Here is a 14,586-nt window from a genome sequence, read left to right as displayed (position 1 = left end):
CATCCGATGCTGATGCTCACCCTTCACCCGCTTTCCGGCGAGTCGGCCAGCGACCGCGCCGACGTCTGGCGTGTCTTCACCGAAGCGCCTTCGTACGCGCAATGCGTCGAAGGCCGTTTGCCGACCCAGGAAGACGTCGACGATTTTTTCAACGGCAAGCCAGCCGCCAAGGCGGCGGCCGACAAATCGGTGTTCGGGTTGTGCGTCGGCGAGCACATGATCGGCTGCGCGGATGTCATCCGGGCCTATCCGGACGACGACTGCCTGTGGATCGGTCTGCTGTTGCTCTCGGAAGCGCATCAGCGGCGCGGTTACGGCAAGGCCGCGTTGGGGATGCTCGTCGACATGGCGAGGAAATGGGGCTACCGCACCGCGCAACTGGCCGTCATATCGACCAATCCTCGCGCCCAGGCCTTCTGGCAGCGCGAAGGCTTCGATGAAATTCGTCGCACGGTGAATCCGAGGTTTTCCGGCGACGTGATCGTCATGCAGCGCACGATCCGGTAGCACACCGCTTCTCGATCCGTGGAAACGGAAGCCGCCGCAACTCACCTATGCTCGGGGTGGATTGCGATTTCGAGTTCGGCCGGGATGCGGGCGTGATGGATATCGCACTCGCGTGACGGATCGTCGAACGTGCACCACCCGTCCAAACCGGGCGCCTGGTCCGGCTTCGTTTCGCTGTCGGAGGTCATCGGGTATGTGTCTCGTGGATCATCGTGATCAATGACGCGCGGTGCGCGTCATGCCCGTAAATCGACTGCCGGCCCTCCCGGTGCGGGTATGCGCACGTTCCGGCCGGGCCGGCAGCGATTGTTTCAAACGGGCCTCTGCCTGCCCGGCTGGCGCGCGGCTGCGTCAGATCTGGCCCATCAGCACCAGTATCACGACGATGACGACGACCAGCCCGACGGTGCTCGAGGGCCAATAGCCCCAGCTTCGGCTGTGGGGCCATGCAGGAAATGCACCGATGAGTAGGAGAATCAGAATGATGATAAGGATCGTACCGAGCATCGCACCCCTCCTGGAACGGATTGGACTTCGCGGTTCTCCCGCCGAGAGTGAGGGGAGCAATGCGCGTGCCGCGACGGCGCGCGCCGAACAGCGGCAAGGCCCGCAGGGGGGCGGATTCACGGAATGAATACCCCCGGATTCAGAAAATAAAGTTTAAAAATGCGTCCTCGCCCCCTATGCTGAATCCTTCTGATCTGGCGGGCATGCGATGGCTGAACTATTTCTGGTACGGCACGGGCAGGCGTCCTTCGGCACGGACGACTACGACCGGTTGTCCGCGGCGGGCGAGCAGCAGGGCGTCTGGCTCGGCGAATACTTCGCGCAGCAAGCGCTCACATTCGATCGCGTGATCTGCGGCACGCTGAACCGCCACGCGCAGACGGTCGACGCGATCCTGCGCGGGATGGGCCGCGAAGGCGCGCCGGTCGACCGCCACCCGGGCCTGAACGAATACGACTTCCACGGGCTGTTCGCGGCCGCCGCGCACGACTACCCCGACATCGCCCGCCTCGCGGCCGGCTCGATGAAGGAGCATTTCCGCGCGCTGCGGCAGGTGCTGCAGCTCTGGTCGGAAGACAAGCTCGGCGAGTCGGCCCCCGAGACCTGGGCGCACTTCCAGCAGCGCGTGGCCGACGCCCGCGCGGCCATTCGCCACGGCGGCGGCCAGCGCGTGCTGGCGGTGAGCTCCGGCGGGCCGATCGCGGTCACCGTGCAGCAGGTGCTGGCCGCCCCGCCGTCGAGCGCGATCGCGCTGAACCTGCAGATCCGCAACAGCAGTCTTTCGCAGTTTTTCTTCAACGCCGATGCGTTCCACCTCGCGTCGTTCAACGGCATCCCGCATCTGGAGGATTCCGAACGACACGCGCTGCGAACCTACGGCTGACCCACGAACGATCGCGACGATGACGAACCCTACCCAGCAACTCGACGTAGCCCGCCTCACGCGCTATCTGGAAGCGCACGTGCCGGGCTTCGAAGGCCCGGTCGACACGGAGAAGTTTGCCGGCGGCCAGTCGAATCCGACTTTCCTGCTGCACGCGAAGAGCGGCCGCTACGTGCTGCGCCGCCAGCCGCCGGGCGAACTGCTGAAGTCCGCCCATGCGGTCGACCGCGAATTCCGCGTGCTCACCGCGCTGTCGGGCACCGCGGTGCCGGTCGCGCATCCGGTTCACCTCTGCGAAGACCGCGACGTGATCGGCAGCCTGTTCTACGTGATGAGCTACGAGGACGGCCGGATCTTCTGGGACCCCGCGCTGCCGGAACTGCCGAAGGCCGATCGCGCGGCCTGCTACGACGCGTTGCTGCAGACGATGGCCGCGTTGCACGACGTCGATGTCGAGGCAGTGGGCCTCGCCGACTACGGCCGCCCCGGCAACTACTTCGAGCGCCAGATCGGCGTGTGGACGAAGCAGTACCGCGCGGCGGAAACCGAGCGCCTCGACGCGATGGAAACGCTGATCGACTGGCTGCCGAAGGCGTGCCCGGAGGACACGGGCCGGCCGACGCTGGTGCATGGCGATTTCCGGATCGACAACCTGATGTTCGCGCGCGACAGCTACCGCGTGCAGGCCGTGCTCGACTGGGAACTGTCGACGCTCGGCAATCCGCTCGCCGATCTCGCGTATCTCTGCATGTGCCTGCGGCTACCGTCCGGCGGGCAGGTGCGCGGGCTCGCGGGCCAGGATCGCGCCGAACTCGGCGTGCCGGACGAAGCGGCGATCGTCGCGCGCTATTGCGAACTGCGCGGCATCGAGCCGATCCGCGACTGGCACTTCTACCTCGCGTTCAGTTTCTTCCGGCTCGCGTCGATCGCGCAGGGCGTGAAGGCGCGCGCGCTGCAGGGCAATGCGTCGAGCGAGCAGGCGCTGCGCGTCGGCGCGATGGCCGGGCGGCTCGCCGAGCTGGCCGTCGGCGTGATCGACGCGCATCGCTGAAGCGGCCGGGCAGGACACCACATCAATGGAGGAGCACAGCAACATGGCAACGAATCTGTTCGACCTGACGGGCAAGATCGCCCTGGTGACGGGCGCGAGCCGCGGCATCGGCGAGGAAATCGCGAAACTGCTCGCGGAGCAGGGCGCGCACGTGATCGTGTCGAGCCGCAAGCTCGCCGACTGCCAGACCGTCGCCGACGAGATCGTCGCGGCAGGCGGCCGCGCCGAGGCGCTCGCCTGCCACGTCGGGCGGCTCGCGGATATCGCCGCGACGTTCGAGCACATCCGCGGCAAGCACGGCCGTCTCGACATCCTCGTGAACAACGCGGCCGCGAACCCGTATTTCGGGCACATCCTCGATACCGACCTCGCCGCGTACGAGAAGACGGTCGACGTGAACATCCGCGGCTACTTCTTCATGTCGGTCGAGGCCGGCAAGCTGATGAAGACGCACGGCGGCGGCGCAATCGTCAATACGGCGTCGGTGAACGCGCTGCAGCCGGGCGACCGGCAGGGCATCTACTCGATCACGAAGGCCGCGGTCGTCAACATGACGAAGGCGTTCGCGAAGGAGTGCGGTCCGCTCGGCATCCGCGTGAACGCGTTGCTGCCGGGTCTCACGAAGACGAAGTTCGCGGGCGCGCTGTTCGCCGACAAGGACATCTACGAGACCTGGATGGGCAAGATCCCGCTGCGCCGCCACGCGGAGCCGCGCGAAATGGCCGGCACGGTGCTGTATCTCGTGTCGGACGCGGCGAGCTACACGAACGGCGAATGCATCGTCGTCGACGGCGGCCTGACGATCTGAGCGCGCGATGAAGATCGACAGCTATGCCGGGCAAGCCGTGATGATCACCGGCGCCGCGAGCGGCTTCGGCGCGTTGCTCGCGAGCGAGCTGGCCGCGATGGGCGCGCGTGTCGCGCTCGGCGACCTGAATGCCGAAGCGCTCGAACGCGTGGCCGCGCCGCTGCGCGCGGCCGGCGCCGACGTGATCGCGCAACGCTGCGACGTGCGCGTCGAGGCGGAGGTGGCCGCGCTGGTACAGGCGGCCGCCGAGCGGTTCGGCCGGCTCGACGTCGGCATCAACAACGCGGGCATCGCACCGCCGATGAAGGCGCTGATCGATACCGACGAAGCCGATCTCGACCTGAGCTTCGCGGTGAACGCGAAGGGCGTGTTCTTCGGGATGAAGCACCAGATCCGCCAGATGCTCGCGCAGCGCGCCGGCGTGATCCTGAACGTCGCGTCGATGGCCGGGCTCGGCGGCGCGCCGAAGCTGGCGGCCTACGCGGCGTCCAAGCATGCGGTGGTCGGGCTCACGAAGACGGCGGCCATCGAATACGCGCGCCACGGCATCCGCGTGAATGCGGTATGCCCGTTCTACAGCACGACGCCGATGGTCACCGACAGCGATATCGGCGATCGCCAGGATTTTCTCGCGCAGGGCTCGCCGATGAAGCGGCTCGGCCGGCCCGAGGAAATCGTCGCGACGATGCTGACGCTGTGCGCGAAGGAAAACACTTATCTGACCGGGCAGGCCGTCGCCGTCGACGGCGGTGTCTCGGCCTTCTGACCGAACCGGACGAACGGAATCGAGGAGTCGATCATGGATTTTGGCTACACCCCGAAAGTGGAAGAACTGCGCAGCCGCGTGCGCGCATTCATGGACGCGCACATCGTGCCGCGCATTCGCCAGTGGAACGAGGAAGTGCATGCGGGCCAGTATCCCGTGTCGTTCATGGAGGAGCTGAAGGAACGCGCGAAGGCGGAAGGGCTGTGGAACCTGTTCCTGCCGCACCTGAAGGACGACGAGCCCGGCATGGGCCTGACGAACCTCGAATATGCGCCGCTCGCCGAGATCATGGGGCGGGTGGGCTGGGCGTCGGAAGTGTTCAACTGCAACGCGCCGGACACCGGCAACATGGAGCTGCTGCACATGTTCGCGACGCCGGAGCAGCGCGAACAGTGGCTGAAGCCGCTCTTGCGCGGCGAGATCCGCTCGGCGTTCGCGATGACGGAGCCCGACGTGGCGTCGTCGGATGCGACCAACATCACGACGCGCATCGAGCGCGTGGGCGACGAGTACGTGATCAACGGCCGCAAGTGGTTCATCACGAACGCCGCGCATCCGAACTGCAAGATCTTCATCGTGATGGGCAAGACCGATCCCGAGGCCGCGTCGCACCAGCAGCAGAGCATGATCCTCGTGCCGCGCGACACGCCGGGCGTGACGATCGTGCGCAACATCACGGTGGTCAATCACTACGCGCCGGAAGGGCACTGCGAGATCACGTTCGACAACGTGCGCGTGCCGGCGCGCAACCTGCTCGGCGAGGAAGGCAGCGGCTTCGCGCTCGCGCAGGCCCGCCTCGGGCCGGGCCGCATCCACCACTGCATGCGCTCGATCGGTGCGGCCGAGCTTGCGCTGGAGCTGATGATCGACCGCGCGCAATCGCGCGTCGCGTTCGGCAAGCCGTTGAACAAGCACGGCACGGTCGGCGAATGGATCGCGCGCTCGCGCATCGAGATCGAGCAGGCGCGTTTGCTGGTGCTGAAGGCCGCGTGGATGATCGACAAGGTCGGCGCGAAGGCTGCCCGCAAGGAAATCTCGATGATCAAGGCGCTGGTGCCGACCGTCTATACGGACGTGTGCGACCGCGCGATGCAGGTGTTCGGCGCCGCGGGGTTGAGCCCCGATACGCCGCTCGCCGACCACTGGACCTGGGGCCGCGCGCTGCGCTTCGCCGACGGCCCGGACGAGGTGCACCTGCAGGCGATCGCGCGGATGGAAATCAAGGACGGCGAGCCGGGTTCGACGGCCGCGTACCTGACGCCGCCGCTGCGCGGCTGAGCATCGCGCCACGATGCGCAGGGCCGTGGACGAACGAGAGGCGCACGCCGTAAGATGCCGGCAAGGAGATCCGGCGATGCGCCTTTCGAAGATTGACCTGAACCTGTTCGTCGTATTCGACGCGATCTACACCAAGCGCAACCTGACGCGCGCGGCCGAGGTGCTGAACATCACGCAGCCGGCCGTCAGCAACGCGCTGGCGCGGCTGCGCAAGACCCTGAACGATCCGCTGTTCGTCAGCACGCCAGCCGGGATGATGCCCACGCCGCTGGCCGAGAACATCGTCGGCCGCGTGCGCGAGGCGATGCAGCTGCTCGATTCAAGCGCGCACGAAGGCGACGTGTTCGATCCGGCGTCGTCGACGCGCGTGTTCCGGATGAGCATGAGCGACCTGACCGAGGCGCTGCTGCTGCCCGCGCTCGGCGAACTGCTGCAGACGCATGCGCCCGGCATGCACGTGCGCAGCTACACGATGGACCGCCGCGAAGTCGCGACCGCGCTCGCGAACGGCTCCGTCGACCTCGCGATCGACGCGCCGCTGATCGGCGATCCGCACCTGCACCAGGCGCTGCTCGTGCGCGACCGCTATGCGTGCATGATCCGCGACGATCACCCGTTCAAGGGCGACTCGCTCACCATGGACGACTACCTTGCGATGGGGCACATCCACGTGTCGAGCCGCCGCAAGGGCAGCGGGCACGTCGACGCGGAGCTGACGCGGCTCGGGCTGCGCCGCACGATCCAGATGCGCGTGCAGCACTACATGGTCGCGCCGCTGATCGCGATGCGCGGCGATCTCGCGCTGACCGCGCCGCTGCGGCTGCTGCAACGCTATCCGGCGCGGATTCTCGAACTGCCGTTCGAGATGCCGGGCCTCGAATACTTCTGCTACTGGCATCGCAGCGCCGATCAGGACCAGGGCAGCCGGTGGCTGCGCGAGCAACTGGTGATGCTGATGGGCGGGATCGGCGACGCGCAGTGATGCGTGTGCAGCGACCCTTGGCAACTTCGGCGTGAGCCGACTGCACATCGAGTGGCCCTCTCGATGACGCGGATGCAAGCCGCCCCGCGATAACCGCGCATCAACGACGCGCTTGCGCGGCCGCTTCGACCGCGTCGCGAAATCGCTGCAGCGCGGGCAGGCCGGCCATCGTCGCGAGATGGATCAGCGCGATCTCCCCCACCGGCATGACCGGAAAACCGACGACCTTGCGGATCACGCCCATGCGCGCGTAGTGCAGCACGGCCGACTGGGGCGCGACGGTCAATGCGCCGAGCGCGTCGGCCATCTGCAGGTTCGTGTGAAACGACATCGATTCGACGAGTGGGCGCGGGGGCATCAGGCCGTGATCGACGAACAGCGCGTCGAAGGCGCGGCGCGTGTCGGTGCCGGCATGCGGGATGATCCAGGCTTCGCGTTGCAACTGCTCCGTCGAGATGCGTCGCGCATCGGCGAACGGATGCGCGAGCGGGCACGCGATCGCCAGCGGTTCTTCGTACACGGGCAGGATCGTCACATCGAGCCCGTCGAGCTTCGATAACGCTTCCGCGTCGGGGCGACTGATGATGCAGTCGATCCGCCCGGCGGACAGCGCGTCCAGCAGCCCCGAGACGTTCGATTCCATGACCGTGAGCCGGGGCGCCGGAGCGTCCCGTGTCAGGTGCCGCATGATCTGCGGCAACAGCGCGACACTGACCACGGGCAGCATGCCGATGCGCAGCAGCGGCCGGCCTTCGTCGTTGCCGTCGCCGGCCAGCGCGACGTCGAATTGCGCGAGTGCGATCCGCAGGCGCTGCAGGACGGCTTCGCCGTCGGCGGTCAGCCGTCCGCCGCGTGCGCCGCGCGTCACGAGCATCGTGCCGAACACCGCTTCCATCTCCTGCAGCATTTTCGTGATCGCCGGCTGGGACAGGTGCAGCGTGCGGGCGGCCGCGGCGAGCGAGCCGCCGTCCGCGACCAGCTCAAGCATGCGCAAGTGCCGCAGCCGCAGGAAATTGCCTGCATTGCGTCGTCCGGAAATCAGGTCAGGATTCATGTTTTCGGAAGGCTGGTTCATGAATCTTCAATTTTCATGAAAGCGCAACCTACCCACAATAGCGACTCGACCTAATGGAGAGAGACATGCGCAAGGGGTTGGGGCAAGCAAGGAACCGGCAACGGCAGCCGGCCGGGTCGCCGAGCCGTCGGGCGGCAGCGAAAGGGGCGAAAGGGGCGACGGGAGGGCGGACATGACGGCATTCAAACCGCTCACCGGGATTCGCGTGCTGGATTTCACGCACGTCATCGCGGGCCCGCTGGCGACGTTCCATCTGGCACAACTGGGCGCCGAGGTCGTCAAGGTCGAGAATCGCAACGGCGGCGACGTGATGCGCCGCGGCAATGGCCGGATGGGCTTCGTTGCGCTGAACGCCGGCAAGCGCTCCATCGAACTGGACCTCAGCGACGCAGGCGACCGCGACCAGGCGCTCGAACTCGCACGCGAAGCCGACGTGCTGGTCGACAGCCTGCGACCGGGCGTGCTCGACCGCTTCGGTCTGGGCGATGGCCCGCTGCGCGCGCTGAATCCCGGGCTCGTGTATTGCGCGATCAGCGGCTGGGGCAACGCCGGCTCATGGCGGGACCGGCCCGCCTACGACCACGTCGTCCAGGCTGCGACGGGCATGACGCTGATGGCCGGCCGCGAAGGCGAGCCGCCGGTCAAGACGGGCTTTCCGGTGGTCGATGCCGGGACGGGGCTCGTTGCCGCGATGGCGATCCTGGCCGCACTGCGCGAGCGGGATACAACCGGTCTCGGGCGCTATCTCGACGTGTCGATGACCGGCGCCGCGTTGCAGTTGATGTATCCGTTCGCCTGCCAGGCGCTCACGGGCCGCGTGGCGCCGCCACGGGTCGGCAACCAGGGCTACTCGGGCAGTCCGGCGGCGGATCTGTTCGCCACCCGGGACGGCTGGGTCGCGCTGGGCGCCAACACACCACGGCAACTGGCTGCCGCGCTCGGCGTACTGGGGCGCGCCGACATCGCACGCAATCCCCGCTATTTCGATCCGCCGCTCGATGCCGGCGGGCCGGCCGCGTTCCTGCGCGCCAGCGACCCGGCGGCGTTGCGCACCGCCCTGGCCACCGCGATCCGCGAATGGCGCGCGGCCGATCTCGAGGAAGCGTGCGCCGGCGTCGGCGTTGCCTGCGCGAAGGTGCGCACGATCGTCGAGTTCGTCGACGACGCGATGAACCACGACGCGCTCGAATCCGTCATGTTGTCCGACGGCGACTGCAGCGTGCTGTCGCCGGGCTTGGGCTACCGCGTGCACGCATCGCGTCCTGACGGAGGGGCATCGGCATGAACACCGGAACGGAATGCTCGACGGACGGCGGCGGCACGGCCGCGCGCAGTGAGGCGGATCGGGTGTACGCGCGCATCACGAGGCGTCTCGTGCCGCTATTGTTCCTGTGTTACCTGGCCGCGTTCGTCAATCGCAACAACATCGGCCTCGCGAAGCTGCAGATGCAGGGGGCGCTCGGATTCACCGACGCGGTATACGGGGTCGCGGCTTCGGCGTTCTTCGTCGGGATCCTCCTGTTCGAACTGCCAAGCAACCTGATGCTGCGGCGGGTCGGCGTGCGTCGCACCCTGCTGCGGATCATGGTGTTGTGGGGCTTGGTCGCGGCCGCGACGATGTTCGTCAGGACACCTGCCCAGTTCTACACGCTGCGCTTCCTGCTCGGCGCGTTCGAGGCGGGATTCTTCCCCGGCGTCGTGGTGTATCTCACGTTCTGGTTTCCAGCCGAGCGCCGCGCGAAGGTCATTGCGCTGTTCATGACGGCCGCCGCCGCGGCCGGGCTCGTGACCGGGCCGGTGTCGGGCTGGGTATTGAACTCGATGGGTGGCGTGGCCGGCCTCGGCGGCTGGCAATGGCTGATGCTGCTGGAAGGCGTGCCGAGCGTCGTGCTCGGCGTGCTCGCGTACCGGGTGCTGCCCGAAGGCCCCGAACAGGCCCGCTGGCTGTCGCCTGACGAGCGCCGCATCGTGCAGCAGGCACTGGGTGCGCCCGAGGGTCCGCATGCCGCCGGTCATCCATTGCGCGCCGCGCTGCGGGAGCCGTGCGTCTATCTGCTGGGCTTCACGACGTTCTCGCTCGGGTGCGCGACCAACTTGCTGATTTTCTGGCTGCCGTCCATCATCGAGGCGACCGGCGTCACGAACCTGCAGCACGTCGGCCTGTATGTCGTGATCCCGAACCTGACCGGCACGATCGCGATGGTCTGGTACGGCCGTCGTTCGGACCGGCGCCGCGAGCGTCACGTGCATTTCATCGTCGCGGTCGGCGCGGGCATTGCCGGACTGTGCACGATGGCCGTCTCGCACGGTGCGCTGCCCGGCGTCATGGCCGGCGCCATCGTCGCGACCTGCGGCATCGCGTCCGCCTATCCGGTGCTCTGGGCGATCGCGACGCGCCTGTTGCCGCGCGACGCCGCCGCCGCCGGCGTCGCGCTGATCTCGAGCATGGGCGCGGCATCCGGCGTGAGTTCCGCGCTGTTCGGCGCGATTCGCGTGCGGGCAGGCAGCCTCGACCCGGCGCTCTATCTCGTCGCGCTCGCGCTCGTCGCCGTGGTGCTGCTGTTCGCCTGCGTCATCCGCCCCAAGGCCGTCGAAGCGGCACTCATCAACCAGGAACTACGCTCATGAATCAGACCTTCACGGCCACGAAGCCGGTGCTGGGGCCGGCCCCCTTCTTCGACCAAGCCGAATTGCTCGACGAATCGACGCTGCAGCCCGAGATCGTCTCGGATGACGTGCGCGAGAGCCGGCATCGCGCCGGGCGCCGGGTTCGCGTCATCGAGCTGACCTTCACCAGCCAGCAATGGCATGGGCTCGTCTGGCGGCATCCCGCCCGCATCTATGTGCCTGACGGTTACGACGGCGACGGCGCGGCGGGCATCATCGGCACGGAACGCCAGACCTTCGAGCCCGGGGAGTGGGCGCGGCGCGTCATTCCCGGCTCGACGCTCGATACCGAGGGCGAATACGCGGAAGGCACCGCGCTCGATTTCGGGATGCCGGTCATGATCTTCGCGAATCCGGCCGATTGCCCGTTCGGCCTCGACGAATCGGATTTCACCGGCTATGCGCTGAAGAAGATGCTGGAGACCGGCGACCTGACCTGGAACGGGTACTACCCGATCGCCAAGGCATATCTGCGCGCCATCACGCTGCTGCATTCGCTCGCGGGCATCGGGACGAAGCGGGCCGTCCTGCTCGGCCATTCGAAACGCGGGGTCGGCGTGGCCATTGCGTCGGGCGCGGATCCGGACCGGGTGGCAGGCGTGATGGTGTGCGGCTACCACGGCGGAAACAACCTGTATCACCTTGCGACGAAGTTTGCCGAGTTCGGGCCGTACGTCGCCGGGCCGTCGGAGTCACGTGCCGGGCCTGGCTTCCAGGGGGCGGAGACGATGCTGCGTGCACTCAACAATCCGGTCGGCTTCCAGATGCTGATGCATTTCGATCCGTATCTGTGGCGCGACCGGATCAAGGCTGCGTACCTCGTCGCGCTCGGCACGAACGACGAGTTCTTCGCGCTCGGCGCGCCCAACAGCATGATGACCGACATGGCGGGCGACAAGGCCTATCTCGCCATCGACAACGTGCGTCATTCGTGGGTCTCCACGAAGCATCTGGCGGCGTGGCGGATGTGGCTCGCCCGCACCTTTGCCGGCCGTCGCGTTCCCGGCACGCCGGTGGTCCGGCATGAGATTGCCGGTGAAAGGCTGGACGTGGCCGCACGCGTCGAGCCGGAGCAGGTGTCGGGTGTCAGGCTGTTCCACGCGTCTCATCCGGTGTCGCAGGACTGGCGCAGCGCCACGTGGCAATCGACGCCGATGGCGGTGCGCGACGGCGCGTGGCACGCCGCGCTGAACCTGCGGGCGGGCTGCAACCTCGCGTGGTATGTCGAGGTCGAGCACGACGGCGCGGGCGGGCCGGGATACGTCAGCTCGCTCGTGCAGAACGTCGGGCAGCTCGCCGAGTAATCCAGGAAGACGGGAATCGGCGAACGTGCGGAACGCCGATCCCGGCAGTAACCGGTAGCAACCCGCGGTGGCTGTCGGTGAATCGTTTCGGTATGCGAATGATGAAGTGAGGCGGTGACGAACACATAAAGCCAGGCACTGGCAGGAGGAGACGGATGAGGACATTCGCATGGGTGGCATTGCTCGGCGCATTGCCGGGCATCGGCATGGCGCAGTCGAGCGTGACCCTCTACGGGCAGATCGGCGGCGGGATTCGATGGACCAACGGCATGCAAGGCGGGGGCGCCGTGGGGTACAACAACAACCTGATCGCGGGCAACGATTTCGGCATCCGGGGAAGGGAGGACCTGGGCGGCGGGTTCAAGGCGCTGTTCGTGCTCGATGGTTCCTTCAGCAGCGGCACCGGCGCACTGAAGACGTCCGGCACGCTGTTTTCGCAGGCGGCGTACGTGGGCGTGACGGGCGGCTTCGGGCGCCTGACGTTCGGGCGCCAGTTCAACGCGGCGACCGACTTCGGGATCATTGTGGATCCGGCGGGCGGGCGCGGCCAGTCGCTTGCCATCGAGCCCGGCGTGCTGTGGAGCGGCAATCCGTTCACGCTCGATTCCCGCTTCAACAACACGATCAAGTACATCGGCGAACTGGGCGGCCTGCGTGTCGCGGCGAGCTATTCGCCCGGCGGCGTCGCGGGCAATATGCGCGCCGGAACCAATTTTTCTGCTGCGGCGATGTACCAGTACCAGACGGTGCTCGGCGGCGCGTCCTACGCGAAGACGTACAGCGCCGACGCGACGCAGTACGCGCAGACCTGGATGGCGGGCGGGACCTGGCAGATCGGTGCCGGCCGGCTCTATGCGAGCTACTCGGCCCTCGACGTATCGAGCGCGAACGCGAATCGGCCGCATCGCCGCGACAAGATTCCCGCGCTGGGTGTCGTCTATCAGGCCACACCGTTCCTGCAGTTCACGGCCGGCATGTACGACGACATCGGCAGCAATCTCGGCAACCGGCGCGACGCGGACGGGCACAAGCTCACCACGTACGCAGTCGTCGAATACTTCCTGTCGAAGCGCACCGAGATCTATGCGGAGTTCGATCGAAACGGCTTCTCCGGTGCGTACCGCACCGATCCGACCAATATCGCGGCCATCGGCTTGCGGTCGGGCGGCAGCGGGATGACGGGGGCATCGATTGGCCTGATGACGAAGTTCTGAGCGTCGGTCGCCGTCATTTTCCGTATGTGAAGGGAGACTCAATGAAAGCATTGCAACGTGGATGGGGCGCGATCGTCGTGGCACTCGGCATCGTGGCCGTCGCCGGCGCCGCGCGAGCGGCATCGGATCCGGCGTCGACAACCGTTGCCAGCGGGGTATCGGCGGACAACGCGCGGCGGGCCGAAGACCGGCGCCTGACGCGTCGTGTCAGCGCCGCACTCGCTCGCACGCGCGGGCTGAATGCGACGCGCATCATGGTGCGCGTCCGGAGCGGCGTCGTGACGCTGCGCGGTGGCGTGAGCGACGGTCAGCAGGCCGCGATGGCCGTGGAGGCGGCCCGGCAAGTCGACGGGGTGACGCAGGTGACGAACCAGCTTCGCCTGGGTGAGCAGATGCCGTGATCGGTGCGGGCCGCTCCGATACAGAACGATCGGAGGGGGCCCGCGCAGCCACGCGTGACGTTCAAGCGGGCGTGCGCTGTCCCTCTCTCGGCCCATGCCCCGTCCACCGCTTGAACGCGCGCCGGAAGTTGTGCGCGTCGCTGAACCCGACTTCGTGCGCGACGTCCTCGATCGACAGCCGCGGGTTGCTCAGCAGCGTGAATGCGCGCTTGCGGCGGATCGTGTCGATCACCGTCTGATACGACACGCCCTGATCGGCAAGCCGCCGCCGGAGTGTGCGCTCGCTCATGCACAGCTGCGCGGCGATCGCCGCGAGCGACGGTGCATGCCGCAGGTCGCGCCGCATGATCCGTTCGATCGATTCGAGAAATTCGGTGCCTTCGGGTTCGGGCGGCAGCGCGTCCTGCAGGAATTCGAGCGTCTGGCGATGCGCGAGCGGATCGTGGGTCGCGATCGGGCGGTTGCCGAGCGCCGCGTCGCACGAGAACAGGTTCTGCTCCTGTTCGAACCGCACCGGGCACGGGAACACACGCGCGTATTGCTCCGCATAGGCCGGCGGCGGGTAGCTGAGATCGACGCCCTTCGGCTGGAACGCGGGGCCGACGAGCGAGCGCCCGATCTTCATGAAGCTGCCGAACGCTTCCTCGACGAGGAACGCCTCGATGTCGGGTTCGAGGAAGACGTTGGTCGCGCGGATCGACAGCGTGCGTGCATCCGACGTCACGTCGAAGCGCAACAGCGGCCCCGTGTGGCGCTGCAGTTCCATCCCGACCGCGATTGCGTCCTTCAGCGTCGGGCTCGTCAGCATCGCGTAGCCGACCAGGCCGATCGACGCGATCGTCTCGCTCGTGCCGAGTTCGAGGCCGAGCGCCCGCCCCGGCGCCATCTCGAGCGCGCGGCGGATCATCGTGCTCGCCTGGCGCAAGGAAATCCGGCAAGACGGATTCGACAGGTCCGCGACGTCGAAGCCGAGCCCGAGGCACAGCCGCGTGGGGTCGATGCCCAGTTCCTTGCTTGTCTCCGCGAGGCACCGCAACAGATGGACCGGCAGATTCGCCGTCGTATAACGGTCGGGTTCGTCCATGGATGCTCCGTATTTTTTTCCATGGATTGTACTCGTCCCGCCCGGCCGGAAACCCGGTG

The 14,586-nt window shown here is 67.4% G+C and carries 16 protein-coding genes; 12 read left to right on the top strand and 4 right to left on the bottom strand.

Annotation, left to right across the window (positions count from 1 at the left end; translation table 11 throughout):
• Positions 1–6: 6 nt before the first annotated feature.
• Positions 7–507, top strand: coding sequence for an N-acetyltransferase (locus QZM35_RS28415; protein WP_301777281.1), 501 nt, complete (start codon positions 7–9; stop codon positions 505–507).
• Between the two features lie 41 nt (positions 508–548).
• On the opposite strand, the gene QZM35_RS28410 is transcribed toward QZM35_RS28415, so the two are convergent.
• Positions 549–695, bottom strand: coding sequence for a hypothetical protein (locus tag QZM35_RS28410; RefSeq protein ID WP_174975507.1), 147 nt, complete (start codon positions 693–695; stop codon positions 549–551).
• Positions 696–858: 163 nt separating this feature from the next.
• Complete coding sequence (locus QZM35_RS28405) at positions 859–1,014, bottom strand: DUF3309 family protein (RefSeq protein ID WP_089428615.1); 156 nt, start codon at positions 1,012–1,014, stop codon at positions 859–861.
• A 208-nt stretch (positions 1,015–1,222) separates the two neighbouring features.
• Here QZM35_RS28405 and QZM35_RS28400 point away from each other — a divergent pair, with 208 nt between their 5' ends.
• The 6 genes from QZM35_RS28400 to QZM35_RS28375 all read left to right on the top strand — a co-directional run bounded on the left by QZM35_RS28400 (position 1,223) and on the right by QZM35_RS28375 (position 6,782).
• Entirely contained in the window at positions 1,223–1,897 is a 675-nt protein-coding gene (locus tag QZM35_RS28400) for a histidine phosphatase family protein (protein ID WP_174975506.1), read from the top strand.
• Between the two features lie 19 nt (positions 1,898–1,916).
• Positions 1,917–2,948 (top strand): phosphotransferase, encoded by a 1,032-nt coding sequence (locus QZM35_RS28395; RefSeq protein WP_089431960.1) that lies wholly within the window; start codon positions 1,917–1,919, stop codon positions 2,946–2,948.
• 43 nt (positions 2,949–2,991) lie between these two features.
• Complete coding sequence (locus QZM35_RS28390) at positions 2,992–3,756, top strand: SDR family oxidoreductase (RefSeq protein ID WP_301777280.1); 765 nt, start codon at positions 2,992–2,994, stop codon at positions 3,754–3,756.
• A gap of 7 nt (positions 3,757–3,763) precedes the next feature.
• Positions 3,764–4,522 carry an SDR family NAD(P)-dependent oxidoreductase gene (locus tag QZM35_RS28385; RefSeq protein ID WP_301777279.1) on the top strand — a complete coding sequence of 253 codons (759 nt, stop codon included), beginning with the start codon at positions 3,764–3,766 and terminating at the stop codon, positions 4,520–4,522.
• A gap of 33 nt (positions 4,523–4,555) precedes the next feature.
• The gene (locus tag QZM35_RS28380) at positions 4,556–5,800 is read left to right on the top strand and encodes an acyl-CoA dehydrogenase family protein (protein ID WP_301777278.1); all 1,245 of its coding nucleotides are present in this window, start codon (positions 4,556–4,558) and stop codon (positions 5,798–5,800) included.
• 76 nt (positions 5,801–5,876) lie between these two features.
• Positions 5,877–6,782 (top strand): LysR family transcriptional regulator, encoded by a 906-nt coding sequence (locus QZM35_RS28375; RefSeq protein WP_301777277.1) that lies wholly within the window; start codon positions 5,877–5,879, stop codon positions 6,780–6,782.
• Positions 6,783–6,882: 100 nt separating this feature from the next.
• On the opposite strand, the gene QZM35_RS28370 is transcribed toward QZM35_RS28375, so the two are convergent.
• Positions 6,883–7,857 carry a LysR substrate-binding domain-containing protein gene (locus QZM35_RS28370; RefSeq protein ID WP_089428609.1) on the bottom strand — a complete coding sequence of 325 codons (975 nt, stop codon included), beginning with the start codon at positions 7,855–7,857 and terminating at the stop codon, positions 6,883–6,885.
• Between the two features lie 172 nt (positions 7,858–8,029).
• Between QZM35_RS28370 and QZM35_RS28365 the strand changes: the two genes are divergently transcribed.
• The 5 genes from QZM35_RS28365 (at position 8,030) to QZM35_RS28345 (ending at position 13,443) form a co-directional block, all read left to right on the top strand.
• Entirely contained in the window at positions 8,030–9,142 is a 1,113-nt protein-coding gene (locus QZM35_RS28365) for a CaiB/BaiF CoA-transferase family protein (RefSeq protein WP_174975502.1), read from the top strand.
• Positions 9,139–10,485 carry an MFS transporter gene (locus QZM35_RS28360; protein ID WP_301777276.1) on the top strand — a complete coding sequence of 449 codons (1,347 nt, stop codon included), beginning with the start codon at positions 9,139–9,141 and terminating at the stop codon, positions 10,483–10,485. The genes QZM35_RS28365 and QZM35_RS28360 overlap by 4 nt, the downstream gene beginning before the upstream one ends.
• Positions 10,482–11,828, top strand: a complete 1,347-nt coding sequence (locus QZM35_RS28355) for a PhoPQ-activated protein PqaA family protein (RefSeq protein WP_301777275.1) — start codon at positions 10,482–10,484, stop codon at positions 11,826–11,828. The genes QZM35_RS28360 and QZM35_RS28355 overlap by 4 nt, the downstream gene beginning before the upstream one ends.
• Before the next feature lie 155 nt (positions 11,829–11,983).
• Entirely contained in the window at positions 11,984–13,042 is a 1,059-nt protein-coding gene (locus QZM35_RS28350) for a porin (protein WP_089428605.1), read from the top strand.
• A gap of 41 nt (positions 13,043–13,083) precedes the next feature.
• Complete coding sequence (locus QZM35_RS28345; RefSeq protein ID WP_089428604.1) at positions 13,084–13,443, top strand: BON domain-containing protein; 360 nt, start codon at positions 13,084–13,086, stop codon at positions 13,441–13,443.
• A 61-nt stretch (positions 13,444–13,504) separates the two neighbouring features.
• On the opposite strand, the gene QZM35_RS28340 is transcribed toward QZM35_RS28345, so the two are convergent.
• On the bottom strand, positions 13,505–14,527 hold the full coding sequence (locus QZM35_RS28340; RefSeq protein WP_089428603.1) for an AraC family transcriptional regulator: 1,023 nt from the start codon (positions 14,525–14,527) through the stop codon (positions 13,505–13,507).
• Positions 14,528–14,586 lie beyond the last annotated feature (59 nt).

This window comes from Burkholderia sp. AU45274, assembly GCF_030482505.1.
GTDB lineage: Bacteria > Pseudomonadota > Gammaproteobacteria > Burkholderiales > Burkholderiaceae > Burkholderia.
This window is presented reverse-complemented; position numbering and strand designations above follow the sequence as displayed.

Excerpts from the sequence above, each read along its gene's own strand:
- QZM35_RS28415 (WP_301777281.1), top strand. The coding sequence starts at position 7 with ATGCTGATGCTCACCCTTCACCCGCTTTCCGGCGAGTCGGCCAGCGAC.
- QZM35_RS28410 (WP_174975507.1), bottom strand. The coding sequence starts at position 695 with ATGACCTCCGACAGCGAAACGAAGCCGGACCAGGCGCCCGGTTTGGAC.
- QZM35_RS28405 (WP_089428615.1), bottom strand. The coding sequence starts at position 1,014 with ATGCTCGGTACGATCCTTATCATCATTCTGATTCTCCTACTCATCGGT.
- QZM35_RS28400 (WP_174975506.1), top strand. The coding sequence starts at position 1,223 with ATGGCTGAACTATTTCTGGTACGGCACGGGCAGGCGTCCTTCGGCACG.
- QZM35_RS28395 (WP_089431960.1), top strand. The coding sequence starts at position 1,917 with ATGACGAACCCTACCCAGCAACTCGACGTAGCCCGCCTCACGCGCTAT.
- QZM35_RS28390 (WP_301777280.1), top strand. The coding sequence starts at position 2,992 with ATGGCAACGAATCTGTTCGACCTGACGGGCAAGATCGCCCTGGTGACG.
- QZM35_RS28385 (WP_301777279.1), top strand. The coding sequence starts at position 3,764 with ATGAAGATCGACAGCTATGCCGGGCAAGCCGTGATGATCACCGGCGCC.
- QZM35_RS28380 (WP_301777278.1), top strand. The coding sequence starts at position 4,556 with ATGGATTTTGGCTACACCCCGAAAGTGGAAGAACTGCGCAGCCGCGTG.
- QZM35_RS28375 (WP_301777277.1), top strand. The coding sequence starts at position 5,877 with ATGCGCCTTTCGAAGATTGACCTGAACCTGTTCGTCGTATTCGACGCG.
- QZM35_RS28370 (WP_089428609.1), bottom strand. The coding sequence starts at position 7,857 with ATGAACCAGCCTTCCGAAAACATGAATCCTGACCTGATTTCCGGACGA.
- QZM35_RS28365 (WP_174975502.1), top strand. The coding sequence starts at position 8,030 with ATGACGGCATTCAAACCGCTCACCGGGATTCGCGTGCTGGATTTCACG.
- QZM35_RS28360 (WP_301777276.1), top strand. The coding sequence starts at position 9,139 with ATGAACACCGGAACGGAATGCTCGACGGACGGCGGCGGCACGGCCGCG.
- QZM35_RS28355 (WP_301777275.1), top strand. The coding sequence starts at position 10,482 with ATGAATCAGACCTTCACGGCCACGAAGCCGGTGCTGGGGCCGGCCCCC.
- QZM35_RS28350 (WP_089428605.1), top strand. The coding sequence starts at position 11,984 with ATGAGGACATTCGCATGGGTGGCATTGCTCGGCGCATTGCCGGGCATC.
- QZM35_RS28345 (WP_089428604.1), top strand. The coding sequence starts at position 13,084 with ATGAAAGCATTGCAACGTGGATGGGGCGCGATCGTCGTGGCACTCGGC.
- QZM35_RS28340 (WP_089428603.1), bottom strand. The coding sequence starts at position 14,527 with ATGGACGAACCCGACCGTTATACGACGGCGAATCTGCCGGTCCATCTG.